At 48.6% G+C, this 24198-nt stretch carries 20 protein-coding genes; 10 read left to right on the plus strand and 10 right to left on the minus strand.

Going from position 1 to position 24198, the window contains the following annotated elements:
- Positions 1–153 precede the first annotated feature (153 nt).
- From AR543_RS21720 to AR543_RS21750, 7 genes are all read right to left on the minus strand, one after another.
- Positions 154–657 carry a hypothetical protein gene (locus AR543_RS21720; RefSeq protein WP_060536395.1) on the minus strand — a complete coding sequence of 168 codons (504 nt, stop codon included), beginning with the start codon at positions 655–657 and terminating at the stop codon, positions 154–156.
- 245 nt (positions 658–902) lie between these two features.
- Positions 903–2591, minus strand: a complete 1689-nt coding sequence (locus AR543_RS21725) for a glycerol-3-phosphate dehydrogenase/oxidase (RefSeq protein ID WP_060536396.1) — start codon at positions 2589–2591, stop codon at positions 903–905.
- 381 nt (positions 2592–2972) lie between these two features.
- Positions 2973–3950: an iron-hydroxamate ABC transporter substrate-binding protein gene (locus AR543_RS21730; protein ID WP_060536397.1), complete on the minus strand. Its 978-nt coding sequence runs from the start codon at positions 3948–3950 to the stop codon at positions 2973–2975.
- A 334-nt stretch (positions 3951–4284) separates the two neighbouring features.
- Positions 4285–5778, minus strand: coding sequence for a glycerol kinase GlpK (glpK, locus tag AR543_RS21735; RefSeq protein WP_060536398.1), 1494 nt, complete (start codon positions 5776–5778; stop codon positions 4285–4287).
- Between the two features lie 92 nt (positions 5779–5870).
- A complete protein-coding gene (locus AR543_RS21740; RefSeq protein WP_060536399.1) occupies positions 5871–6692 on the minus strand; it encodes an MIP/aquaporin family protein in 822 nt (273 codons plus the stop codon).
- A 245-nt stretch (positions 6693–6937) separates the two neighbouring features.
- The gene (locus tag AR543_RS21745) at positions 6938–7507 is read right to left on the minus strand and encodes a glycerol-3-phosphate responsive antiterminator (protein ID WP_269466987.1); all 570 of its coding nucleotides are present in this window, start codon (positions 7505–7507) and stop codon (positions 6938–6940) included.
- 50 nt (positions 7508–7557) lie between these two features.
- Positions 7558–8163: a DJ-1/PfpI family protein gene (locus AR543_RS21750; RefSeq protein ID WP_060536401.1), complete on the minus strand. Its 606-nt coding sequence runs from the start codon at positions 8161–8163 to the stop codon at positions 7558–7560.
- 241 nt (positions 8164–8404) lie between these two features.
- Here AR543_RS21750 and AR543_RS21755 point away from each other — a divergent pair, with 241 nt between their 5' ends.
- Positions 8405–9376: a bile acid:sodium symporter family protein gene (locus AR543_RS21755; RefSeq protein WP_060536402.1), complete on the plus strand. Its 972-nt coding sequence runs from the start codon at positions 8405–8407 to the stop codon at positions 9374–9376.
- A gap of 117 nt (positions 9377–9493) precedes the next feature.
- Here AR543_RS21755 and AR543_RS21760 read toward each other — a convergent pair whose 3' ends face one another.
- Positions 9494–9958, minus strand: a complete 465-nt coding sequence (locus AR543_RS21760; protein ID WP_060536403.1) for an RrF2 family transcriptional regulator — start codon at positions 9956–9958, stop codon at positions 9494–9496.
- Between the two features lie 256 nt (positions 9959–10214).
- Between AR543_RS21760 and AR543_RS21765 the strand changes: the two genes are divergently transcribed.
- The 3 genes from AR543_RS21765 to AR543_RS21775 all read left to right on the plus strand — a co-directional run bounded on the left by AR543_RS21765 (position 10215) and on the right by AR543_RS21775 (position 13749).
- On the plus strand, positions 10215–10871 hold the full coding sequence (locus AR543_RS21765; RefSeq protein ID WP_227871797.1) for a MarR family winged helix-turn-helix transcriptional regulator: 657 nt from the start codon (positions 10215–10217) through the stop codon (positions 10869–10871).
- A 204-nt stretch (positions 10872–11075) separates the two neighbouring features.
- A complete protein-coding gene (locus tag AR543_RS21770) occupies positions 11076–12479 on the plus strand; it encodes an HlyD family secretion protein (protein ID WP_060536404.1) in 1404 nt (467 codons plus the stop codon).
- A complete protein-coding gene (locus AR543_RS21775; protein WP_060536405.1) occupies positions 12463–13749 on the plus strand; it encodes an ABC transporter permease in 1287 nt (428 codons plus the stop codon). Before AR543_RS21770 ends, AR543_RS21775 begins: the two co-directional genes overlap by 17 nt.
- Before the next feature lie 330 nt (positions 13750–14079).
- On the opposite strand, the gene AR543_RS21780 is transcribed toward AR543_RS21775, so the two are convergent.
- Together AR543_RS21780 and AR543_RS21785 are read right to left on the minus strand one after the other, a co-directional pair.
- Complete coding sequence (locus tag AR543_RS21780) at positions 14080–15006, minus strand: manganese-dependent inorganic pyrophosphatase (RefSeq protein ID WP_060536406.1); 927 nt, start codon at positions 15004–15006, stop codon at positions 14080–14082.
- Positions 15007–15140: 134 nt separating this feature from the next.
- Entirely contained in the window at positions 15141–16079 is a 939-nt protein-coding gene (locus tag AR543_RS21785; RefSeq protein WP_060536407.1) for a LysR family transcriptional regulator, read from the minus strand.
- Between the two features lie 270 nt (positions 16080–16349).
- Between AR543_RS21785 and AR543_RS21790 the strand changes: the two genes are divergently transcribed.
- The 6 genes from AR543_RS21790 to AR543_RS21820 all read left to right on the plus strand — a co-directional run bounded on the left by AR543_RS21790 (position 16350) and on the right by AR543_RS21820 (position 24167).
- Positions 16350–16808 carry a rhodanese-like domain-containing protein gene (locus tag AR543_RS21790; protein ID WP_060536408.1) on the plus strand — a complete coding sequence of 153 codons (459 nt, stop codon included), beginning with the start codon at positions 16350–16352 and terminating at the stop codon, positions 16806–16808.
- Between the two features lie 533 nt (positions 16809–17341).
- Positions 17342–17845, plus strand: a complete 504-nt coding sequence (locus tag AR543_RS21800) for a DUF4334 domain-containing protein (protein WP_060536409.1) — start codon at positions 17342–17344, stop codon at positions 17843–17845.
- Between the two features lie 298 nt (positions 17846–18143).
- Positions 18144–20906 (plus strand): hypothetical protein, encoded by a 2763-nt coding sequence (locus tag AR543_RS21805; RefSeq protein WP_060536410.1) that lies wholly within the window; start codon positions 18144–18146, stop codon positions 20904–20906.
- Positions 20903–22306 carry an efflux RND transporter periplasmic adaptor subunit gene (locus tag AR543_RS21810; RefSeq protein WP_060536411.1) on the plus strand — a complete coding sequence of 468 codons (1404 nt, stop codon included), beginning with the start codon at positions 20903–20905 and terminating at the stop codon, positions 22304–22306. The genes AR543_RS21805 and AR543_RS21810 overlap by 4 nt, the downstream gene beginning before the upstream one ends.
- Complete coding sequence (locus AR543_RS21815) at positions 22303–22998, plus strand: ABC transporter ATP-binding protein (protein ID WP_060536412.1); 696 nt, start codon at positions 22303–22305, stop codon at positions 22996–22998. Before AR543_RS21810 ends, AR543_RS21815 begins: the two co-directional genes overlap by 4 nt.
- Positions 22995–24167: an ABC transporter permease gene (locus tag AR543_RS21820; protein WP_060536413.1), complete on the plus strand. Its 1173-nt coding sequence runs from the start codon at positions 22995–22997 to the stop codon at positions 24165–24167. The genes AR543_RS21815 and AR543_RS21820 overlap by 4 nt, the downstream gene beginning before the upstream one ends.
- The last annotated feature ends 31 nt before the right edge of the window (positions 24168–24198 follow it).

Here is a 24198-nt window from a genome sequence, read left to right on the forward strand (position 1 = left end):
ATCCTATACTTTAGCATACCTGATAGAGCATGTGCGTTATACGATATGAAGGGATGACATCGATTCTGCTATGTATACGGTTCTGCCTCTTTCCCTGCCGGAGTTCTGCTATCTGCGTTAGTAGAACCCCGGTCAATCCAGCACATTTATTCATTACCACTCTTTTTTTCGCTCTACCAGCATCCAGGCTCCACCGAGTACAAGCGCGATTGCGACCAGCGGCTGAACAAATATGAGCCGTGACAATAGCGAATCAATCGAGAAGACAGCGAAAAAGAGCAGCGACAGCACCGTCAGAATATTGATCGGAATCAGCAGCCATTTGTTACGCGAACCGAACCAGTACAGTTGGAACAGTCCCACAGCTACCGCCAGAATAAACCCCGGCCACATATAGCTCCAGATACCGAACATCTGAGCCAGCTGGCTCACTGCTCCGGCTGTCAGCAGTATACCTCCCGGCACCAGAAGCCCGACTCCCTTGGGCCCCACCAGTGAAAAATACATCCACTGAAACAGCAGCCCGAGCGGTATAACGAACAACGTCGGCCAGAATGTCGCAAAAATCTCACCTACCCCACCCGATCCGCCGGGATTCAAAAACAAATACACGCCAAGCAGCAGCAATACCGGTGCGAGAATGGCCCGTTTGATCATATTATTTCTCCCCTTTATCCTTATGGTCTACCTGAGTATATCCAGCATACCATGGAATTATACGAATTGACCTCAGCCTCTGGATGATTTTGCACCTGGACTTTGGTCGGGGACAGACATTATTCATTATTTCTGTGATTCTGCATCTGTACATAGCAAAACGGCTCTCCAAAGGAAGAGAGCCGTTTATAGATATTCATAATTTGCAGCTGTACTTTATTTGATTACAACATTCTACAACTGATTTATACCGCAAACTCACTGCTAGCTTCCGCATCGGAAGGCACTACTGCATCATGCAGCTGGGCTTCCAGCTCGTCGGTATAGCGGCGCTTCTGATCGGCAGTCCAGTTCAGGCGTCTTGCCATATACTCGATAACCGGCTGTTTCCACTCTTGTACCCAGGCGATATCGAAGAACAATGCTCCGGTACGGCGGATAAAGAAATCGACCGGCTTGGCTGTCATTTCTTCTTCTATCGCGTAGACGAGACGTACACGCACATCGGCTGGCAGTCCCAGCTCTTCGGCAATGGCATCCTGCTGGTTGACACGGGCGAACAGCTGCGTCACATTGGAACCGTAGAAACCAGCCAGTTTCTCTGCTTGCTCTCGGCTCAGTCCCACATTTACACCTGCATCCGCATGCTGACGGATAAAAGCAGGTAGACCTGCCGAGCCGCCTACATTACCGCCTGAGATCGGCATATGCTTGGTCTGGGATGGCTTGAACGTTTGGCCGGTTTCTTTTTGCAGCAGCTCGGCTGCCAGATCGACGACCATTTCGGCCATTTTACGGTAACCGGTCAGCTTGCCGCCGGCGATAGTGATCAGGCCGCTATCGGACTGCCAGATTTCGTCTTTACGGGAAATCTCGGACGGGGATTTGCCGTCTTCATGAATCAGCGGACGTACTCCTGCCCAGCTGGACTCCACATCCTCTGCGGTTACTTTCACGGTCGGGAACATGTAATTGATCGCTTTGATTACATAATCACGGTCGGCTGTAGTCATACGTGGATGGATTGGATCGGCTTTGTATACGGTATCGGTCGTACCCACGTACGTTTTGCCGTCTCTCGGAATCGCGAATACCATCCGTCCATCCGGTGTATCAAAGTAAACCGCCTGCTCCAGCGGGAAGCGTTCGTGGTCGATAACCAGATGAATCCCTTTGGTCATTTGCAGGGTTTTGCCTTTTTTGGAGTTATCGATTTTGCGCAGGGTATCGACCCATGGGCCTGCTGCGTTAATGACTTTGCGTGCGAAGATTTTGTATTCTTTGCCGCTGATGGTGTCTTTGACTTTGACGCCTTTCAGCTTGCCATTTTCATAAATGAAATCTACCGCTTTGGTATAGTTGGCAGCCATGGCGCCACGTTTGACCGCTTCCTTGATCACTTCGATCGTCAGACGGGCATCATCGGTACGGTACTCGACATAGTAGCCGCCGCCTTTGAGTCCATCCTGCTTCACCAGCGGTTCCTTATTCAGCGTTTCCTGCGCACTCAGCATTTTGCGGCGCTCACTGCTTTTCACGCCTGCGAGGAAATCGTATACCCGCAGACCGATCGATGTACTGAAGCTGCCGAAAGTTCCGCCCTGATGGAAAGGAAGAAGCATCCACTCCGGTGTCGTCACATGAGGGCCATTCTCATAGACAATCGCGCGTTCTTTGCCGACTTCGGCAACCATTTTCACCTCAAACTGCTTCAGATAACGCAGCCCACCATGCACCAGCTTGGTAGAACGGCTGGAAGTACCTGCTGCAAAATCTTGCATCTCGACCAAGCCGATTTTCATACCGCGCGTCACGGCATCCAGTGCAATTCCCGATCCGGTAATCCCGCCGCCAATGACAAGTACATCCAGTGGTTCCTGGCTCATCTTCTGTAATACGACTGCTCGTTCCTGTGCTGCAAACATCGTGTTCATTATTATTTCCTCCCTGTGATAAGTTCATTTGTATGTGGCTGTTCAGCCGATTAAATTGCTATATTATTCCAGTTAAAGCCGCAAAAAAGAGACCACGAACATTACACATAAACGGCTGCTGCCGCGTGTATTCGTGGTCTCTCCAAAGTCTAATGACGAATTTATTAACTTGTAATCAGATTATACCATACTGCACTGTACTCAGGCAAAGAAAACGTTTAAATTTTACAATTATTTTTGATTATTGCAATTTACAGTAGCGAAAATTGGCTCTTATTGTACGGATAACAGAGAAGTGATCGTATACTGACTGCGTGTCTGCGCTCCATTGTTATCTATACATCTTTACAATAACCTGACTGACCTGACTGCCTGATCGACTTACTTGCCTGTCAGGCTTTTTACGATAAAGTCGAGCTGTGCATTCATCGAGATCGGATCATTAAAATAATAGGCTATCGGGTCGATATTGAACACATGATTGGCTTTCACTGCAGGCAGCTGCTTCCAGAGACTGCTGTTGTACAGAGAAGTACCTTCCTTGTCAGCATCCCCGCCCCATGGAGCGGTGAAGATATAATCACCGGCAAAGTCGGGAACATTCTCCAGAGAGATACTCACATAACCCGGACCATTATCGATCGCTTCTTTTTGCGTCATTTCGGTACCTTTGAGTCCGAGTTCCTGGTAGATGATCTCGCCGCCGCGGCCAAAGCTGTCGCCCATGACGTATACGCCTTTGGCATAAGGTTGGATAATGGAGACCGTTTTGTCGCCTACAGCTGCTTGTACTTGTGGTTTGACTTCATTGATTTTGGATTCCCAGGCAGCTGCCACTTCTTTGGCTTTATCCTCGGTACCCGTCATTTTGCCGAACTCTTGCAGCTGTTCCTTGTACGTGTACTGACCATACTTGATCGCTACTGTTGGTGCCACTTTGGCGAATTTGTCCAGATTGGCGTCGCCATCCCAGACGATGATCAGATCGGGATTCAAATCCAGTACTTTTTCTACTTCAGGCGTTTCGCCCAGATTGGTGACGCCTTCTGTTGTGTCTTTGAGATAGATACTGTCAAATGGCTTGTTTGTTGTAGCAATCGGCTTGATGCCGAGTGAATACAGATAGCCGTAATAACTGTCCGCGAGTACAACTACACGCTGTGGATGGCGAGGAACTTCTACATCGCCATTGGCTGCTTTGTAAGTAATTGTTGCACTTTCTTGTGCTGCCGGAGCAGCATCTGTACCTGCTGCAGGACTTGTGCTGCCGCCGCTTGTTCCGGATTGACTGCAGGCTGCCAGAATACTGATCAGCAGAACAGCCATTATGATCATGGTGAATCTTTTTTGTGTATGCATACATCAAAACCGCCTTTGATGGGATTGGTTGAACTTTTCACATTGATAAAGATTATCATTCGCAATTGACATCTTAGCATAAATGCAAGGGTCTAGCTACTGTTTTTCGTCTGATATGTAAGCGGTATACTATGCAGCTCTGTACGGGTGGCCATAATAAACAGCTATGTTTGCAAATAAAAAAGCACCCATTGTCCTTCAGCAAGACGGTAAAAGCTGCTGATGGACAACGAGTGCTTTGGTTTACATCATTTGCCTATTGTACAGCGTAGGGTACGCTGCCTATTGCATAATTGAAATACGATATTGCTTATCGTATTACTGCACAACTGTATTATTTGAATGCCATCGCTGCGTGTACGGCTTTTTGCCAGCCACCGTACAATTCTTCGCGATATTTCTCTTCCATTTTCGGCTCGAAATTATCGATCAGATCGCTGTGTGTGGACGCGATCTCATTCAGGCTTTCCCAATAACCAACAGCCAGGCCTGCCAGGTAAGCGGCTCCCAGTGCTGTCGTTTCGTTAACAGCCGGACGCTCTACCGGTACGCCGAGAATATCGCTTTGGAACTGCATCAGGAATTCATTTTTCACTGCTCCGCCATCGACTTTGAGGGAACCTACAGTTACACCGCTGTCGCTCTCCATCGCTGTCAGTACATCCTTGGTCTGATACGCCAGGGACTCCAGTGTTGCCCGGATAAAGTGCTCTTTGCTTGTACCGCGTGTCAGGCCAAAGGCTGCACCACGTACATCACTATCCCAGTAAGGGCTGCCGAGTCCAACAAAAGCAGGTACGATATATACGCCTTCTGTCGATTCCACACGGGAAGCATAGGTTTCACTTTCAGCGGCATCGCGGAACATGCGCAATCCATCGCGCAGCCACTGAATCGCGGAACCCGCTACGAAAATACTGCCTTCCAGCGCATAGCTGATCTTGTCGCCTACACCGCAGGCAATCGTCGTGATCAGTCCATGCTCGGAGCGGATCGGCTCTTCACCGGTATTCATCAGCATAAAGCAACCTGTACCATACGTATTTTTGACCGATCCTTTTTCATAACAAGCTTGTCCGAACAGAGCTGCCTGCTGGTCACCGGCTGCTCCGGCAATCGGAACGCTCTGACCAAAGAAATGGTAATCGATTGTATGGGCATACACTTCGGAGGAAGGACGAACTTCCGGCAGCAGGGATGCCGGGATATCCAGAATCTCCAGCAGCTCCTCATCCCATTTCAGATCATAAATATTGTACATCAGTGTACGGGACGCATTGGAATAATCGGTTACATGCGCTTTGCCGCCGGACAGTTTCCAGATCAGCCAGGTATCGATCGTTCCGAACATCAGCTCACCGCGCTCGGCGCGTTCACGTACACCATCTACATTATCCAGAATCCATTTTACTTTGGTACCGGAGAAATAAGGATCGATCAGCAGACCCGTTTTGTCGCGGAATGTCTGTTCCAGCCCTTTGGCTTTGAGCTCTTCACAGATATAGGCGCTTTGACGGGATTGCCATACGAGTACATTGTAGACCGGGTCGCCTGTTTTGCGATCCCAGATAACCGTCGTTTCCCGCTGGTTGGTAATCCCGATCCCTGCGATCTGTGCCGGTTTGACATGGGATTCGGACAAACAGGAAGCAATTACTGCCAGAATGGAACTCCAGATCTCGTCTGCATTCTGCTCGACATGACCCGGTTTGGGGAAATATTGCGGGAATTCGCGCTGTGCCATATAGTGGATTTCGCCTTTTTTGTTAAAAAGAATTGCGCGGGAGCTTGTTGTTCCTTGATCCAATGCCATAATATACTGTTCCATCTGTTAGTTCCTCCTCAAGATTATCACTATCGAATTTGCAATATCATAATTTGTAGTATGGGGTATAACAAAAGTTGGACCCGAAGGGCAGCTTAGGCAGCTGCCTGTCCGGAAGCGGAACGCTGAATCCGGCGTCCAGCCAGATGAGCGAAGAACAGACATACGACTGTTACTGCCAGCAGTACCCACAGCAACGGTGTACTCTGTCCCAGGAAGACGGTTTTGTAAAATAGTCCGCCCAGTGATCCGCCCAGCAGTGGACCCGCTACCGGTACCCATGCATATTTCCAGTCCGAAGGACCTTTACCAGGGATCGGCAGCAGGAAATGCATCAGACGCGGACCAAAGTCACGTGCAGGGTTGATCGCATATCCGGTTGTACCACCCAGGGACAGCCCGATACTTACTACCAGCAGGCCGACAATCAATGGATGAAGACCCTGTGTGAACTCATTGGCACCCATAGATAACAATACCATGACGAAGATAAATGTACCGATAATTTCACTCAGCATATTGCCGACCGGATGCTTGATCGCCGGGGAAGTAGAGAATACGCCCAGCTTGGTCGCAGGATCCGGTGTTGCTTTCCAGTGCGGCAGGTATTGGAAGTACACCAGCAGTGCACCTGCCATAGCTCCGATAATCTGAGCCAGAATATAAGAAGGAACCTGACTCCACGGGAAATCGCCATTGAATGCCAGTGCCAGGGTAACCGCCGGATTCAGGTGAGCGCCGCTCACACTGCCTACAGCATATACCGCCATGGCAACAGCGAGTCCCCATCCTGCTCCGATAACCATCCAGCCTGAATTTTCAGCAAACGTTTTGCGAAGGGATACGCCTGCACAGACACCGCCACCCAGAGCAATCAGAATCATCGTTCCTACCAGTTCAGCTATAAACGGTGACATCATATAACCTCCATTCGATTTGGAAAAATGTTTTTGTCTGTTTACATTAAGTATGTGTAATTATGGTAATAAACGTGAGCAGACGCAAAAGAGCCAGCGCAAACCTCCCTCTGATGTAGCAAGGGCTTTTGCGTGGCTCTCCGGTTCTCCGTCACATGTATTAACTTGTGTTCATCATATCGTAACATGTAAGCGGTGTCAATATCATTTTTTCATCTGTTCTTCATGCAAATCTGTGATCTTCTTCATCGCTTATACTCATTAAACAGATAGGCATTGGAGGTGGTTACGGCTGTTGCCCCTGCTGCCAGCGCGTTCTCTACATCCTCCACCGTGCGAATAAGACCACCGGCAAATACAGGAATACCTGCGCGCTCTACTACTTCACGGATCATATGGGGAACCACGCCCGGCAATACTTCTATATAATCGGGCTGCGTTTTTTCCAGCAGCGCATAGCTTTTCTCCAGTGCGATCGTATCCAGCATAAAGATGCGCTGTATAGCCAGCACGCCTTTTTGCTTGGCTTTCATAATGACATTGCCACGAGTAGAGATAATGCCAAACGGCTTGATCTCCTGGCAAAGGTATTCTGCTGCGTACTCGTCATTTTTGAGTCCATGCACCAGATCCGCATGTAAAAACATCTTTTTGTTGCGGCTGCCTGCCATTCTATAGATACTTTTCAGCTGGGCGATATGGGTATCCAGAAATACACCGTATTGATAAGAGCTGTCCAGCAGCTGTTCGAACTGTTTCATATTTTTAGCAGCCGGTAAAATCGCCTGTCCTTCATACATTGTATAATCACTCATTTCCTGAATTTCATTCGTTCATTCGTTCATTCGTTCATTCGTTCATTCGTTCATTCGTTCCAATCGTACTCCATTCGTCTGGCTGTTCGCTCGGCAGTTTCGATTCCTGTATATCGTCTGACCAGATGCAGGGAGAGATGAATGCCTGCCGAGATACCGCCCGAGGTCAGAATCTGGCCTTCATCGACATATTTGATACCGGAACGTGTCTGAACTTTTGGATAATCACGCTCCAGACGCTCCAGATCCATCCAGTGTGTGGTCGCGGATAAACCGTCTAGCAAACTGGCTTCTGCCAGCAGCAATGCTCCTGTACAGATCGAAGCCACTACCCGCTGCTGCGCGGCATGACTGCGAATCCACTCTATCACCTGCGGTTTGTGAATTTCGATTTCTTCTGCTCCATAGCCTCCGGGTATGATCAGAATATCAACAGACGGCAGGGTGGCAAAGCTGTACTCTGGCTGTACCTGCAGACCATTACGGGCCGAAATCATCTGCCCGTTTTCCGATACGGTATATACACGAAAAGCCTTGCTGCCGTCACTGTGCACCGAGATTGAGAATACCTCGAATGGCCCGGCAAAGTCCAGTACTTCCACTTCGTTGAACAGAAATATTCCTACATTATAGACAGGTACTGTCGTATCGCTCATATTTCATCCCCTTTTCTGCCAAATATTCACTTGTGAAAGATATAGAAGGATATCTATCCTTCAGCTGATTATTCGGTATGCTGGTTATCTATTTTTGTGCATCATGAACAAATAAAAGAATAAAAACACTTATTTTTCTGGGATGCAGGACAATAGCTATGTAAGGTTTTTTATAGTAAAATTTTGGACACTGTTATTTAAACAACAGACTACATAGAGACAAGACAGAGGAGAATGGGCCATGAATGGAGTTGCACGAATCAGCAAATTTATAGGTAATACTTTTTCCGTATGGGTCATTTTGTTTGCCCTGCTCGGCTTTTTCCTGCCCTCGGTGTTTATTGGGCTCAAAGGACAAATTTCTCTGCTGCTCGGTATCGTCATGTTCGGAATGGGACTGACATTATCTTCGGCAGATTTTCGTGAAGTATTTCGTCGCCCGCTGGATGTGGCGCTCGGGGTTGTCGGTCATTATGTGATTATGCCGCTGCTCGCCTATGGTCTGGCGGTGGGGCTGCATTTGCCGCCGGATATTGCCGTAGGAGTTATACTAGTGGGATGCTGTCCGAGTGGTACTGCTTCCAATGTTATGACCTTTCTCGCACGCGGAGATGTGGCACTCGGGGTATCTATCGCCTCCGTATCCACGCTTATTGCACCGCTGGCTACCCCGGCGATGATCTCGCTGCTGGCCGGACAATGGATGAATGTCAGCGCAAGCAGTCTGATCCTCGATATTCTCAAGGTTGTGATCGTGCCGATTCTGCTTGGCGTTATCGTCAAGGCACTGTTCCGCAGACAGGCTGAAGCGGCTACTGTAGCACTTCCTGCCGTATCGACACTGGCGATTGTTCTTATCGTAGCGATTGTAGTGGGATTAAACAAGCCCCATATTGTAGAATCCGGATTGTTGATTTTTGCTGTGGTTATTTTGCATAATGGGCTTGGCTATTTGCTCGGCTATCTGTTTGCCCGCTTGATCCGTATGAACCCGGCGCAGCGCAAAGCGATTGTATTTGAGACCGGTATGCAGAACTCCGGGCTCGGTGCCAGTCTGGCTGCCGCCCATTTCAATCCGTTAGCCGCTGTACCAAGTGCTATTTTCAGTGTATGGCATAACATTTCCGGCTCTCTGCTTGCTACATGGTTTGCCCGCCGGGCAGCCAGGGAAGAACAGGGGACAACGTCTTCTGTTCATGCCGCCAAACACTGATATATCGCACGCTATGATCCATAAGTAGACAACAAGCCCGGCCAGCGATGTAGGTATCATCGCCACCGGGCTTGCTGCTGTTCCTATACGGCCTGCTGCTTTTCCCCTGATTTCGTTTTAATTATTCAGCAGTTCGGCAATATTGGATATTTTCTTTTGATTGGCTTCATACAGCAGGTCAGATAATGTGTACTTTTTGAGATATTCGATTGCCTGCCGCTCCGCATCCATCATGACGTTTTTGAGGATACTTCCAATTTCGGTGCTGCTTGTTTCCATACATTCAGCAGGTGCTGCCTGCTGCACTTCGTCATTGCGGATCGCCTGATAAATATCTGCCAGTGTCAGTGTATCCGCAGATATTTTCAAAGAATAGCCACCGTCTCTGCCCTCGCGTGTATCTACGATTCCGTGGCTTGCCAGTGTAGCCAGAATTCTGCGCAAAAAAGTCGCATGCGACTGAACCTGTGCAGCAATGACTGAACTCGATACGGTTCCTCCATTGCAGGCCAGACCTGCCAGGGCCTGAACTGCTGTATTGAAGCGGGCCGGTCCAATCGATCTGGTTCTGGATGTAGTCATAACCTTCCCCCCTGTCTTAACTTAAAATTTTAGCTCAGTCATTAAGGCAAAGCAATGCGAATTTGTACATTTTTTTCCTTTTGTACTCAAACCAATATCAAAAATTTGAATTGCAAAAATATAAAATCTGGATTATCATAAGCAAGCAAATACATTGAACCCATAAAGACGGATGATTGGTCTCGCTCACCGATGTTGTTAGCCAGCTAACAAGTTTGAGAAAATCTATTTTATTTTTGGAAAGGAGGAATTAAAGTTGCATTCTGACAATTGGCCGTCGCCCGAGACATACGGAGAACTTTCACTGTATAATCATAGAACACGCGACGATGCCGCCATGGAGATTACGTATCTGTACATGCGGATGACTGCGAATCTTTTTGAAGAGGAAGAATTAGCTATGGATTTTGATATGCGTGATCTGCCTACTCGTGAGATGCTTCAGAAATTCTCGGAGCGTATTCCTGAAATTGATATTACTGCGACAGAAGCGATGCTATTGTTTCTGCGCACATCATCCAATATTTTCAGAGTCAGTACACAACGATACGAACAATACGGTATTTCAAGCGGTAAATTTGCGCTGCTTATTTTATTGTATCGTTATCAGGATACCGGACTGCTGGCAACCGAGCTGGCGGAACGAGCAGGCATTACCAAAGCTACAGTGACCGGACTGATCGAACGCATGGAGCGTGACGGACTCGTTAGCCGCCAGGATCATCCTTCCGACCGCCGCATGAGTATTATTCATCTTACCGATGAAGGCACATCGTTAATGAATGATCTGCTCCCTATTCATTTTACGAGTACGTCCCGTATTATGAGCCATCTATCCGAAGCGGAGCGCGAAATCTTGCTGGGGCTGATGCAGAAAATACAGCTGGGCATTTCGGAAGCCGAAAAAATCTAACCATTCATCCGGGCATATTAATGCCCATTATCCACCATATTGTTAGCTGGCTTACTTTATTAATTCAAGGTAAAATTTGTATTTCCTCCTGCTGACTGCTTATATGTCTAATCGATAAAGCAACAGTAGCCAAATCCATCATTCATAGTGATAATCTGCAGAATGTATTTATCCATTTTAAATGATCAAGGAGCGTTATTATTCATGAATCGCAATCAAATCGCAAGTCTTGTGATCCCCGTTATTTCTATTGTTTGTCTACTGGGAGGCGGATTCCTGCTGCAGGCCAAAGGGCAGGATCAGGTTACTCTATCCCAATCTGCTCGCAGCGCTACTCTCAGCTCGGATACGGTACATGTATCGTTCGAACAGGTAGGCGGCAAAGTGACCACTATTCCTTATCAGGAAGAAAAAGTCGTCAAAAAAGGCGATGTACTAATGACGCTTGATGCTACCGATGTGAATCTGCAGATTGAACAGCTGCAAAAGCAAATTCAGCAGTTCGATACCCAGATCCAGCAGCAGGAACAATCGATCAAACTGGGCTATGCCAAAGCTACAACCCAGGAAAAACAGGCCAAGCTGGCGATTGCGCAGGCCCAGGTAAATCAAAACAAGAGCGCGGCAGCTCTGGAAACATCCAAAGCGTCCCAACGTCAGGCCGAAGCGGCACGCCGGCAGGCTGAGTCTGCTCAGCGTCAGGCAGCGGCTGCCGAGAAACAGGTCAATGATGGTTCCCGCCAAGAAGATATGCAGCAGCAGCAAATCGCTGTACAATCAGCGACCAAAAGTCTGCAAACCGCGCAGACCAGTTACGATCGCATCCGCAAGCTATATGATGCCGGTTTGAGCAGCAAAGCCGAAATGGACAGTGCCGACAATGCACTCACTCTGGCCAAAAACCAATTAAGCCAGCAGCAGGAAGCACTGACCAAAATGAAAAACGGGGCGACTGCCGAGGAGCGCCAGCAAGCGAATGAGCGTACCCGTCAGGCTGCGGAACAGGCCAATCAGGCAACCGAGCAAGTTGGTCAGGCTACAGTCAGCATCACCCAGGCGCAGGACGAGATTGAAGCTGCCCGAATCGCAGCCGAAAACTCCGCGACCCAGCTGGATACCGTTGCCCAGACTCGTCAGCAGCTGGCGGATCAGGAGCTGTCCGTCCAATTGCTCAAGCAGCAAAAAGCCGCCCAGCAGGTCGAACTCAAAACCCTTTTACTCAAAAAATCCCGATTGGTACTCAAAGCTCCGCAAAATGGCAAAATCACTGCAGTCAGCACCAAAATCGGTGAGAATATCGCTCAAGGTACCCCTGTGATTACGCTCGAAACGAATGAAATGTACTTTGACCTGTATGTGAGCGAAGACCAGGCAAGCAAGTTCAAAGCGAATAAGCAGGTAACGGTTCACCTTCCTGCTACCAATCAGGATATCCAGGGCAAGGTGCGCTATGTTACTTCTGCGCCGCAATTTGCCAACCTACGTATGTCCCGTGAAAAAGGCGAAGCGGATATCGCTACCTTCCAGGTTCGCATCTATGTACCAAAAACCGGCGCACTGCTGCCGGGCATGACCGCTGAGGTGAATACTGATGAAATCACTTCTTGATGAATGGAATTACCTGGTCAAATCCAAATATCCGATTATCGCCATCATGTTTCCATTGGTCGCGGTGCTCGCTTATACCCTGCTGCTGCCGAGCAGTCAGATTAACGAATCCCGCGTTGTGGTTGTCGATCAGGACAATACGGCTTATAGTAGACAACTGATTCAGAAAATCGATTCGTCCCAGTATATTCATGTCGACCAGGTCGTATCCTATGCCGAGCACCCGGAGGAATACTTTTATCATGAGCAGTATCTGGCCGTGATCTCCCTGCCCAAGGGACTCGAGGATAATCACAACCGGGCGGTACCGAATCGTCTGGGGCTGATTCTGGATAATACGAATAGCCAGGCGGTTACTTTTATCCGGACAGCGATGCAAGAAATTACCGCTACGGAAAACATGCAGCTATCGATACCTGCTCTGGCACGAACCGGAATGAGCAGTACCCAGGCGCAAGGGACGCTAAGTAATCTCGCGGTTGAAGTCCGTGCACTGTTCAATCCGACGAGCAATTACCAGAACACGACGATTCTGACATTTGTCTGTATGTTCTCGTTTATGATGCTGAATATCAACAGTCTGCCGATCGTCGCCCGGCTGCGTGTATCGCACCGTCTGGCTAGCGAGCTGCAAAATCCGTTTAATCTGCTGTTCCGGATTATTCCATATCTGCTATTTTCGACTGCTGGTCTGATTTTTGCGATGGGTGTATTGAAGCTGTTTGATGATACCCGCTTTGTCGGCAGTCCGTTTTTGTTTATGATTCCGGTGATGCTGTATGTGTTTGGATCGGTATGTATCAATATTTTGGTCGCCTGGGGTGCAGCGCATCCGGGAATTGCAGCCTCTCGCATGATCTTTATTTTCATGCCCGCATTTGTGCTATCCGGCGGTACGATGGCCCGAGCGCTCTTCCCTCCACTTGCGCTGCAGATCAGTGACTTTTTCCCGTTTGTATGGATGTTCAAATTCCTGCGAAGTCTGGGTCTTCGCGGAGCACCTTTTCGGGAAATGCTGCCTGAGCTCGGCTCCATGATGCTGTACACAAGTGTACTGGCTATGCTTGTTATTGCCCGTGGCCTATGGGAAAAGCAAAAGCTGGCCAAACAGGCTGCTGCAGCACCGGTTGGCAATTTGCCGGGACTGCCCGGAGCAGGCGGCCCTCCGTCCGGTGCACCGGGCAGTCTGCCTGGCGCTTCCGGTTCTCTCGGTCCCAACATGCTGCCCAGCGGTCCTCCTGCTCCGACTCATGAACCGTCCCGCAGCTAAACCTAAACAACGATATATAGAATAAAGTAAATCCTCAGCTTAATAGGCAGATAAGTGTAGTAGGTTCTATATCGGTATAAAGGATCTATTGGGGCTGCATGGATGATAGAGGCTATCTGGTCCACAGATGGTCCGTACGCTGTCGATCCCTTATATCGGTATAACAAAAAAGCTGTTCCACAGTGAAAAATGACAACTGTCCCCTTGTTGACTCCAACAAGGACAGTTTCTATTTTTCGTTTGCGGAACAGCTTTTTGTGTATGACCGACTGCATCACCCTATGTATTCATGAACAGGTGAAGCGAATATCGATTCTGGCGCTGAATCGATTATTGAGCAAATGTATCCGTCAGGACAGGAACCACCTGGGATTTACGGGATACTACACCTTTGAGCAGAGCAGTATGATTATCCAGGGATACTTTGTACGCTTTTTCCACTACATCGGTACGTTTACCCAGTGCCAGACCTACCGAGTCATTGTTCAGAATGTCGGTTACGACGAACAGGAACAGATCCAGACCTTTTTTTTCGATAACGGCATTGATAGCAGTCTCCAGAGCAGCCTGCTGGGACAGTACGTCATTTACGTCTACTGTATTTACCTGTGCGATTTCCACTTTGGCATCGCCCATCTGGAACTCTTTGGCATCCAGAGAGATCAGTTGTTCTACCGTTTTCTGGCTCAGATCCGCACCGGCTTTGAGCATATCCAGACCATATTTCTCGGCATCTACACCAGCGATTTCAGCCAGTTCGCGCGCAGCAGCTACATCCTGCTCGGTGCAAGTAGGAGATTTGAACAGCAGGGAATCGGAAATAATTGCAGACAGCATCAAACCGGCAATTTCCTTGGTGATCGTCACGCCGTTTTCTTTGTACAATTTATTCAAAATCGTAGCTGTGCAGCCTACAGGCTCAGCGCGGTAGTACAGTGGAGCACTGGTCTCAAAGTTGGCGATACGATGGTGGTCGATAACTTCGGTTACCGTAACCTGATCGATATCGTCAGCACTTTGCTGGCGCTCGTTATGATCGACGAGGATAACTTCTTTTACTTCGCTTACTTTGTCTACCAGACGCGGTGCAGCTACTTTGAAGTAGTCCAGTGCATACTGGGTCTCTCCGTTAACTTCACCGAGACGCACAGCTTCTGCATCGACACCCAGTTCTTTTTTCAGTGCTGCATAGGCGATAGCGGATGTGATTGTATCCGTATCCGGATTTTTATGACCAAAAACCAATACTTGTGGCATAATGACACTCCTTTAGCGATATAGGGTTTGCGGGAAAAGTATATCTTATCTTGCCCGTTTTCTTCAATAGTATACCTTGTTTCCAAATTAAAATGAAGTTAATCCAGACTAAGTTTATAGGAATAAATGAATATTTATTGATGAACTGTTTCCGTATTCTGTTGAACAATATGTCTGAAAGCTGGCGCAGCAGAATGGGCGTAAAGCTGTTCCAGCTGCATAAACGCCTGTGCTCCTGCCGATAGCTGACCGGAATAAACCAGCTGTCCATACCAGCGGCGCCCCTGCTCGATCCAGGGTATGGCGGTTATTCCCTGTGATCGATCTTCTTCTTTTATCGTAAATAAAGGCAAAAATCCGATGCCCCATTGTCTGCTCACCGCCTGCTTGATCGCTTCAATACTGCTCAGCTCCCAGCGTATATCTGCAGCCAGTGCAGATTGACGCATCGTCTCCAGCAGCCCGGCCCGATAGGTGCAGCCGTCTTCCGTAAGAATTAGCGGCTGTTCTACCAGTGCAGCCGCCGAGACAGACGCTGAACCGGCAAGCGGATGCTGTGAATGCATAATGATCATCATGGGCGCTTCGAACAGCAGCATACATTCAATGCCTGCACTGCTGCAAGGTTGATCGAAGATCAGTGCCAGATCCAGCTTGCCCTGTCTGACCTGCTCGATCAGCTCTGCTTCCTGTCCGAGAACAATTTTGACTTTGTACGCAGGATATTGATGACGAAAAGCCTCCAGCAGTTCCGGCAGGTAATAAAGCGATAGCGATTCGATTGTACCGATCACCAGTACAGGCGCCTCCGGATACTGAGCCATCACTGCCTCTCTGGCCTGGTGCTGCAATTCCAGCAGTTGACGGGCATAGGGCAGCAGGCGCTGTCCCGCTTCTGTCGGTACTACCTGATTGCCGCTCCGCTGCAGCAAACGCTGTCCGCCATACAACTGTTCGAGCCGCTGGATATGATTAGTGATGCTGGACTGTGCATAATCCAGCTCCAGCGCGGTACGTGTATAATTTCCCCATTGAACCAGTGCACAAAAGGTTTTTAGATAAAGCAGCTCCATCGTGATGCCTCCTCCCTAGCAGGGTATATGATTCAGCTTACGATAAATGAACCCTGCTGTGCAGCAAAATAATAATCGACAAGATGCAGAGCGATATATTCTTTCTTCCCCAGTCCTATTATCGATAATATCGATAGCTCCTATTCATAACTTCACCATACCAGATACTGCGAGATCCTTTACAATCCGTAGAGAAGACAGAGCGAGCAGGACGATACCTGATCCTTTTATGACTTCAGACCAATAGATAATATAAAGGAGATAACTGTTATGAATACACGTCCACGCTTTTCATCGGTTACAGAAATACCGGCGGCTGCCCCCGAAGAGGCTTATCGCCATTTTGCCATGCGTCTCGCTTATGAGACGGATGTAGCAGATGTCGCTGCCGATCTGGGCAAAGGAGTCACTTCTTTTATCCTACTGGATGTACGGGATGAGCAGTCGTATACAGAATGTCATATCCCCGGTGCTATCTCGCTGCCGGGGCGCCGGATCAATGAAGAGACAACAGCAGACTGGGATCGGGAACAGACGATTATTACCTACTGCTGGGGGCCTGCCTGCAATGGAGCGACACGCGCAGCATCCACACTTGCCCGGCTCGGCTTTTCGGTAAAAGAAATGATCGGCGGTATGGAATACTGGCGAAAAGAAGGCGGTGCCGTAGAAGGTAGTCTCGGTCACGATGCTCCTTTTTACTGGCAGGTACCTGTTCGATCGGAATAATAACTGTTTGAATTAAAGTTGGAAAATAAATAATCCCCGACTGCACCATATTCAGGCAGCGGGGATTATTTATTTTATCCACAGTGGATAACTGATAAAAAGTGGACTGTTCCGTGGATAACGTGGATAAAATGTTAATATTTTCTGCTTTTGTCTGTATAAGCTTCTTTTATACGATTCCTATTTTATTGTAGCCTATACCTAGACTAGGCAATACTGATCAGATAGCTGTATTCGCTATCAGTGACATACAGTACCAGCTTGGTCAGTGCCACTTCCTGAGAATCTAGTGCGGTAGCCAGCATTAGCATCAAATAAAAAAGCAGAAAGCTGCTGCTTTTTCTAGATGCTTTCATCATCTATTAGGCCATTTTAATGCCTGTGTATATCTTTTTATGGAACTGGCGATTAAAGACCTTCGAACCCGTATAAGTATTAAATAAGACCTATTTTTTATTGGATAACCAAATGTATTCCTCTGCTATGGAACTATCGATACAGCCAGCAAGAATCTCATTAAGGGAGGAAATTGTATGATCGAGACGATGGAACCGCAATTCTGGAGTATGACCTATCAAGATCAGATTTCGAGAGAACAAGCATTGGACTTTTATGATGAACTGGATACTGTTGAACTGGAGGAGATGATAGGAACGTGGCGCGGATTCGAACTGCGCACCGGTCATCCAATGGACGGAATACTGGAGAAAATGCACTGGTATGGCAAGGCATTTCACTCGGTGGACAATGTCGATCCTCTGCTTTTTTATAAAAAAAATGGCAGCATCTTTCCTGCCGATCCCGGTCGCCTGGTGGACAAGATGAAACTGGTACCCAGCGATGGCGGAGAAGCCCGTCTGCGTATGGTTGAACACCGTGGACGCATTACAGCGACGATGATTTATGACCATTTACCGATTATGGACCATTTTCGCAAAGTCAGTGTAGATGTCGTTATGGGGATGATGGATATGAAAAATCATCCACTGCCCTATTTCTTTTACCTCAAAAAACTGGGTGCACCGGCTATTCGTTAATGGAACAAATGCATCTCCCGGTTGCTGCCTATATCCCTGTATCGTCCTTTGGACGGTGCAGGGATTTTTATTGGAACAGATGATCTTTTCAGGAACCCGCTTCAATTGATTTATCCTGAACCAGCTGGAATTGACTATTCGCTGCTAGTTTAAGAAAAGTTTAACTTTATTTTAGAATCTGTATATCATTGATGTTCTTTTATTTATCGATGTGTTAGAACCTTCTTCTATGATAAGTCGGTAGCTTAGTACATGAAGATCGGCTCAGACAGAGTTCTGCATATCAGGAGGGAAATCAATGAAGAATTATCCAACGTACTTTTTACTTCTGGCTGGAATCGTAACTTCCAGTCAGAGTATACCCACATCGGTACTGGCCGCACCGGTCAGCACTTCCGTACCCCATGCCCAGATACAGCGTGTAAGCTCGCTCGGCTCTCTATCTTCGGTCGCTCTACAGTCCGGTGTAAGTGCCAGACTGAGCAATCTGCAGATGGCCCGCAAAAACACCGGCAGCATTCTCGTATACACGCTGACTTACACCAATACTACATCCAGCCCCTACAAACTGCTGAATGCCTTTTCCAAAGTAACAACCTCTCAGGGAATCACCACCCGCGGTACGGTTCTACCGGAAGACAAGACCAAAACGATCGTCCCTGCTCATAACCAGCTGTCTGTTACCTACTATATCAAGCCCGAGGCCGCAGCCAGTCTGAACGGTACCCGAATCACCATGTTCGGCTGGGACTTTAACAGTTCGAACTATGAGAAAAAGCTGGGCAGCTTCCATATTCCTGCCGCTTATTCTCCTGCTGCTGCCAAGGGACACAGCCAAAAAGTAGTCATTGATAATCTCCCCATCGTTCTGAAACCGGCAAAATTGCAAACTATCCGGTTCAACAATACATCCTATGCTGTCGTGATGCTGAATATTACCAACCAGGGAGCCGAGACACTGGACTCTCCCAACTATAAAACATATCTGCAATCCGCTGGCGGCTCCACCTTTGAGCTTCGTCTGGATCACGCAGGCCGTGAATACCGTATTGCCCCCGGCAGCAGCAAAACGGTCACCTATCTGACCGAGATTCCGGCTTCCCTAAAAATGAAAAAAATGTCACTGCTGATCACCCGTACCGAGCAGACCCTACAAACCGAGCTACCGGTCGCTTCTTTTCAACTGCCCGAGGTGACGGCATCCAATCTGGTCGTACCTGCCGGCAAAGTCAAAACACTGACTATAGGCAGCAGCACAATCGAAACGCAGCTCAAGCAGGCCAGTATGTCCACCAGTGGCGACAAAGCCGCATGGATGATTCAGTTCCGCGTCAAAAATACCGGAACCCAGGCACTTACGCTACCTGCTTACGAACTAGCGCTCAAATCGTCCGAAGGTTATGCCTTCCCGATTCGTACCAAAGCACTCGGCAGTCTCACACTCAAGCCGCTGGAAGACAAAGTCATTCAGCTGTCCGCCGAAGTACCGCTCAAACTCAAGCAAAGTGCGCTTCAGCTGCAACTGGTGGAGCCTTCCGTACCTGCCGAGAGCAGCAGTTCCAGTGATAGTGACACAGCTGCCAAACCAACTGCAGCACCGGCTACAAGTTCGATTGATTTGCCTACCGCCTTTTACAAAATTCCGTATACGCCGGAGCAGACTCAATCCGAGCAGGCTGAATATACCGTGGATAACAGCTATGGCAGCTTTGGCGTGACCCTGGAATCGATCCAGCGTATGCCATGGTCTACAGAAGATATGGTCGTTGCCAAGATCCGCCTGCGCAATGCCGGTTCTTCCTCTGTTACATTACCGGAATTAACCGGATCTATGAGAGCCGAGAACAACCGTACGAGCAGTCCTGTTCAGCTGGTCGCAGAAAATAACGAGAGCTCTTCATTGGCAGCCGGAGACAGTGCGGTCTATTACGTCATCGGAAGATTCCCGTATGACCATAATCTAAATCAGCTTCAGCTTGAACTGAATACGGCAGCTGACAAATCAGATGCTACCGCAGATGCCAGCGAGCTTTTCCTGACACTGCGTACCGGACCAATCAACTCTGCCGTATCCCGGATTGCCAGCGGTGCATCATTCCATATCCAGACAGCCGGCAAGCGTGCCGAAGTCAAGGAATGTCGTACCATAACCTATACAGGTGCAGGGCAGAATATCGCCTATACCGAGCTGGAGATGAGCAGCGAAGAGACACGCACCTCCAATCCATCCCGACTCGTCGCCTATTACAAAACGCAGGATAACGAATATTACGAAGCCGAAGTGATCCAGTCCAGCAAAGCGATTCGTCCAAAAGGCAAAAACCTGGTTACGGTCTGGAGTCAGCTTCCTGCCAATGTGAATACATCCCAGCTGACACTGTACATCGGTGAAGGCGTCAAAGAAGGGCAACTGGCACAGCCAAGCGATACACCAACCGCTTATATCAATGCTGTCGAGCTAGCTTTGAAAAAGCAGACACCAGCTCCGGTCACTACACTCAGCAGCAATATGGAATTGTTCCCTTATACGTTTGCTGTTACACGTGCTACCGGGACACTGGTAGAAGGCCAGGATACCGTTTCCTTTAATATGACTTATAACCTGACCAAAAATAACAACTACGAAACCGGAGACACCGGTCATCGTCTGATCCTGCAGTGGATTGATCCATCCGGTCAGATTCAGGAAAAAGTAATGGTTCCGGGTACCGATCTGACCACAGGTCAATCGCTCGCCTACTCTACCTCCCTGACGAGCAATGCGTACAAAACGACCCAATCGAGAAAATTCACTATGAATGTCTATGATGAATTCCAGGGTGAACGAATCCAGCTGGGCAGCCAGAGCTACAATCTGGAGATGGTTCTGACGACTATAGACTCTTCATCCAATACCGGCAGCTCTACACCTGCCCCATCGACACCGGATACACCCGAGACACCCGATACAGGCAAATCCGGTACAGTAGATAATTCCGGTAATGCTGGTAATACTGGTAAAAATACCGGTTCGGACAGCAATACAAATCACTCATCCACTACAACTGGAGGCAAAGCATGAGAAGTAAAAAAGCAATCTGGATCACTGCTGTGACTGTTATAGTCGCAGCGGCTGCAGCTGCAGCCATATATCATTTCTGGCCCAAACCCGAACCGACTCCGGTAATTGTACCCAATCTGATGACCGTACAAAAAGATACCATTTCTGTTCAAATCAAAGGCTCCGGTGCCACCAAAGCCACCGAGCAGACTATCGTCTATGCTGCGGATCAGGGCAATGTGAATCAGGTACTCGGCAAGCTGAATATGGATGTCAAAAAAGGACAGGTATTAATGACATACAAAGGCACCGATGTCTCCAAAGATATGCGGCAGCGTACAACCACGCTTCAGCAGCAGCAAAGCGATCTGCATGACAAGCAGGAGCAGTACAAACAGCTGGTGATGGATGGTACGTCCCAGACCGATATAGATAGTGCCCGGCTCGGCATTGAAAAAGCCAAAACCGATATCGCCAGCACCGAATCCGAAATCGCACAGCTGCAAAAAGACCAGATTCCCCATAATCCGCTGGTTGCACCAGCCAGCGGTACGATTACCAAGGTCAGTATCGTTCCCGGCGGTGCAGTCAGCAATGGAGCAGAGGTATTCACTATTGTAGACTATCATGACCTGAGTGCTACGATTCAGGTGGATGAGATGAATATTCCAAAAATCCGCACCGGCATGAAAGCTTCGGTACAGCTGGATGCGCTGCCGGATCAGACCTATACCGGACGCGTATCCGCCATTGCCAATGAAGGTTCGATCAAAAATGGGGTGTCCACTTTTGCCGTAACTATTCATCTGGATCGCGCACCCAATGCCAAAGCAGGCATGTCTGCCCAGGCTACTATTTTTGTAGAAGAAAAAAAGAATATTCCTGTGCTTCCTCTGGAAACCGTGAATCAGCGGGATGGCAAATACTTTGTTCAGCTGCAGGGTCCGCCTGATCCACAGGCACCTGCAGGCACACCGCCTGCCCCTGTCGAAAAGGAAATCAAAGTCGGTATTCATAATGAAAACCTGATCGAAATCAAAAGCGGGCTTAAAGAAGGCGATCAGGTGATCGGACCGGAAGCCGATATGTTTGGAGGAACCGGATTATCCATGGATGGCAGCGATCCGGCGATGGATAGCTCTTCAGCAGATCCAGCAGCGGCTTCGGACAGCACTGATTCCGGCTCGTCCACCGACAGCAGTTCAACCGATAGCAGTACTGCGGATGCTACTTCTTCTACAGACAGCAGTACATCGACTGGCAGTGCTGATTCCGCCAATAGCAATACATCGACAAATAGCACGTCTTCCACAGATAACAGTACGTCGACCAGCAGTACCTCTTCTACCGGCAGCAGTACGGCTGATACAGGCAGCAGTGCGGCTGACAATACTTCCTCTACCGGAGGAAACAGCCAATGAGTACAGAACCACTAATCCGGATAGAGAATCTGGAGCATGGCTATATGATGGCAGGACAACGAATGCTGGTCCTGCAGGGAATATCATTTACGATAGATCATGGAGAATTTGTCGCGATTATCGGTCCTTCGGGATCAGGCAAATCTACCTTGATGAATATGATCGGATGTCTGGATCTTCCCAATGAAGGCAATTATCTGCTCGATGGGCAGAATGTACGCAAGCTGTCGGATAATCGTCTCGCCAGAATCCGCAACGAAAAGATCGGCTTCATTTTCCAAAACTTTAATCTTTTGCCCAAGCTCTCGGCTATCGAAAATGTAGAGCTTCCTCTGATCTACCGGGGAATCTCCTATCGGGAACGAAAACAAAAAGCAGCGGAAGCACTGACCCGGGTCGGTCTGGAAGAACGAATGCATCACCGTCCCAATCAGCTTTCCGGCGGACAACAGCAGCGGGTAGCGATAGCCCGTGCACTTGCCGGGCAGCCTCCTATCCTGCTGGCTGATGAACCTACCGGTGCGCTGGACCCCAAAACAGGCAAAGAAGTAATGCAGATGCTGCAATCCCTCAATGCCCAGGGACATACCATTATTTTGATTACGCATGATCTGGAGATTGCCGAACAGGCCAAACGGGTGATCCGGATTCATGATGGGCAGGTCACCGAAGATCGGAGGATGCAATCATGATCTTTTTCCAAAGTATACGGATGGCCATGACCAGTGTGATCGGCAACAAAATACGTTCCTTTCTGACGATGCTTGGTATTATTATTGGTGTATCGTCTGTTATTCTGGTCGTATCTGTCGGGCGGAGCTTTACCGATTCTATCACCGGACAATTTGACGATCTGGGAACCAATCAGCTGATGGTATCCATTATGGGTATGGGTGTAACTAGTTCCCTCACCCTTGAAGAAGTAGATGCCTACAGTCACCTGCAAGGCGTGGATCTGGTATCACCGACTATCTCCGGCAGTGCGACCGCCAAATACGGCAATCGGCATACCGATGCTTCACTGGAGGGTGTCACGCCCAATTACCGACCACTCAAAAATTACCGGCTGCGTTCAGGACGCTTTCTACTTGATATCGACAGTCAATATCGCCAGGAGGTCGCTGTACTCGGCTCCGAGGTGGCAAGCAAGCTGTATGGTCTTGGCAACCCGGTTGGGCAGGATATACGCCTGAACGGTATTTCATTCAAGGTGGTAGGCGTATTGCAGCCCAAAGGCTCCGATCTGACCGGCTCCAATGATGACAAGGTACTGATCCCGATAGCGACCGCCGAACGTTTCCTGCAGACCAAAGGAATTCAATCCTTTGTGGTCAAAGCTGTCAACCGTCAGGACGTCCCGCAGGTCAAAGCCCAACTGGAAAATAATCTAAGCAAAACATTCAAAAACCATCCGGAAGCCTATAATGTATTTGATGCCCAGGAAATGATAGAAAGTTCGGAAAAAACCTCGGCGATGATGTCTACCGCTCTGGCCAGTATTGCAGGCATCTCCCTGGTTGTGGGCGGGATCGGCATTATGAATATCATGATCATGTCAGTCAACGAACGCACCCGGGAAATCGGTATCCGCAAAGCACTTGGCGCCAAGAAAAGCAATATTCTGATGCAGTTTATGTTCGAATCGATTGTTCTCAGCACGTTTGGAGGATTGATCGGGATCGGAGCAGGACTGGGACTGACTTCGTTGGCTGGGCAATTGATGGGCAATCCGATTGCCTACGCATGGGATATGGTGCTGATTGCTTTTTTGTTTTCCTTTTTTATCGGTCTTGTATTCGGCATCAGCCCTGCATACAAAGCTTCGCGGCTGCGTCCGATCCATGCGCTGCGCACCGACTGATTGCATAGCAACACCATAATGATCACAGAAA

The organism is Paenibacillus bovis, from assembly GCF_001421015.2.
GTDB lineage: Bacteria > Bacillota > Bacilli > Paenibacillales > Paenibacillaceae > Saccharibacillus > Saccharibacillus bovis.

Excerpts from the sequence above, each read along its gene's own strand:
- AR543_RS21750 (WP_060536401.1), bottom strand. The coding sequence starts at position 8,163 with ATGAGCGATACGACAGTACCTGTCTATAATGTAGGAATATTTCTGTTC.
- AR543_RS21740 (WP_060536399.1), bottom strand. The coding sequence starts at position 6,692 with ATGTCACCGTTTATAGCTGAACTGGTAGGAACGATGATTCTGATTGCT.
- AR543_RS21770 (WP_060536404.1), top strand. The coding sequence starts at position 11,076 with ATGAATCGCAATCAAATCGCAAGTCTTGTGATCCCCGTTATTTCTATT.
- AR543_RS21805 (WP_060536410.1), top strand. The coding sequence starts at position 18,144 with ATGAAGAATTATCCAACGTACTTTTTACTTCTGGCTGGAATCGTAACT.
- AR543_RS21725 (WP_060536396.1), bottom strand. The coding sequence starts at position 2,591 with ATGAACACGATGTTTGCAGCACAGGAACGAGCAGTCGTATTACAGAAG.
- AR543_RS21780 (WP_060536406.1), bottom strand. The coding sequence starts at position 15,006 with ATGCCACAAGTATTGGTTTTTGGTCATAAAAATCCGGATACGGATACA.
- AR543_RS21720 (WP_060536395.1), bottom strand. The coding sequence starts at position 657 with ATGATCAAACGGGCCATTCTCGCACCGGTATTGCTGCTGCTTGGCGTG.
- AR543_RS21755 (WP_060536402.1), top strand. The coding sequence starts at position 8,405 with ATGAATGGAGTTGCACGAATCAGCAAATTTATAGGTAATACTTTTTCC.
- AR543_RS21745 (WP_269466987.1), bottom strand. The coding sequence starts at position 7,507 with ATGAGTGATTATACAATGTATGAAGGACAGGCGATTTTACCGGCTGCT.
- AR543_RS21730 (WP_060536397.1), bottom strand. The coding sequence starts at position 3,950 with ATGCATACACAAAAAAGATTCACCATGATCATAATGGCTGTTCTGCTG.
- AR543_RS21815 (WP_060536412.1), top strand. The coding sequence starts at position 22,303 with ATGAGTACAGAACCACTAATCCGGATAGAGAATCTGGAGCATGGCTAT.
- glpK (WP_060536398.1), bottom strand. The coding sequence starts at position 5,778 with ATGGAACAGTATATTATGGCATTGGATCAAGGAACAACAAGCTCCCGC.
- AR543_RS21820 (WP_060536413.1), top strand. The coding sequence starts at position 22,995 with ATGATCTTTTTCCAAAGTATACGGATGGCCATGACCAGTGTGATCGGC.
- AR543_RS21775 (WP_060536405.1), top strand. The coding sequence starts at position 12,463 with ATGAAATCACTTCTTGATGAATGGAATTACCTGGTCAAATCCAAATAT.
- AR543_RS21760 (WP_060536403.1), bottom strand. The coding sequence starts at position 9,958 with ATGACTACATCCAGAACCAGATCGATTGGACCGGCCCGCTTCAATACA.
- AR543_RS21790 (WP_060536408.1), top strand. The coding sequence starts at position 16,350 with ATGAATACACGTCCACGCTTTTCATCGGTTACAGAAATACCGGCGGCT.
- AR543_RS21810 (WP_060536411.1), top strand. The coding sequence starts at position 20,903 with ATGAGAAGTAAAAAAGCAATCTGGATCACTGCTGTGACTGTTATAGTC.
- AR543_RS21800 (WP_060536409.1), top strand. The coding sequence starts at position 17,342 with ATGATCGAGACGATGGAACCGCAATTCTGGAGTATGACCTATCAAGAT.
- AR543_RS21785 (WP_060536407.1), bottom strand. The coding sequence starts at position 16,079 with ATGGAGCTGCTTTATCTAAAAACCTTTTGTGCACTGGTTCAATGGGGA.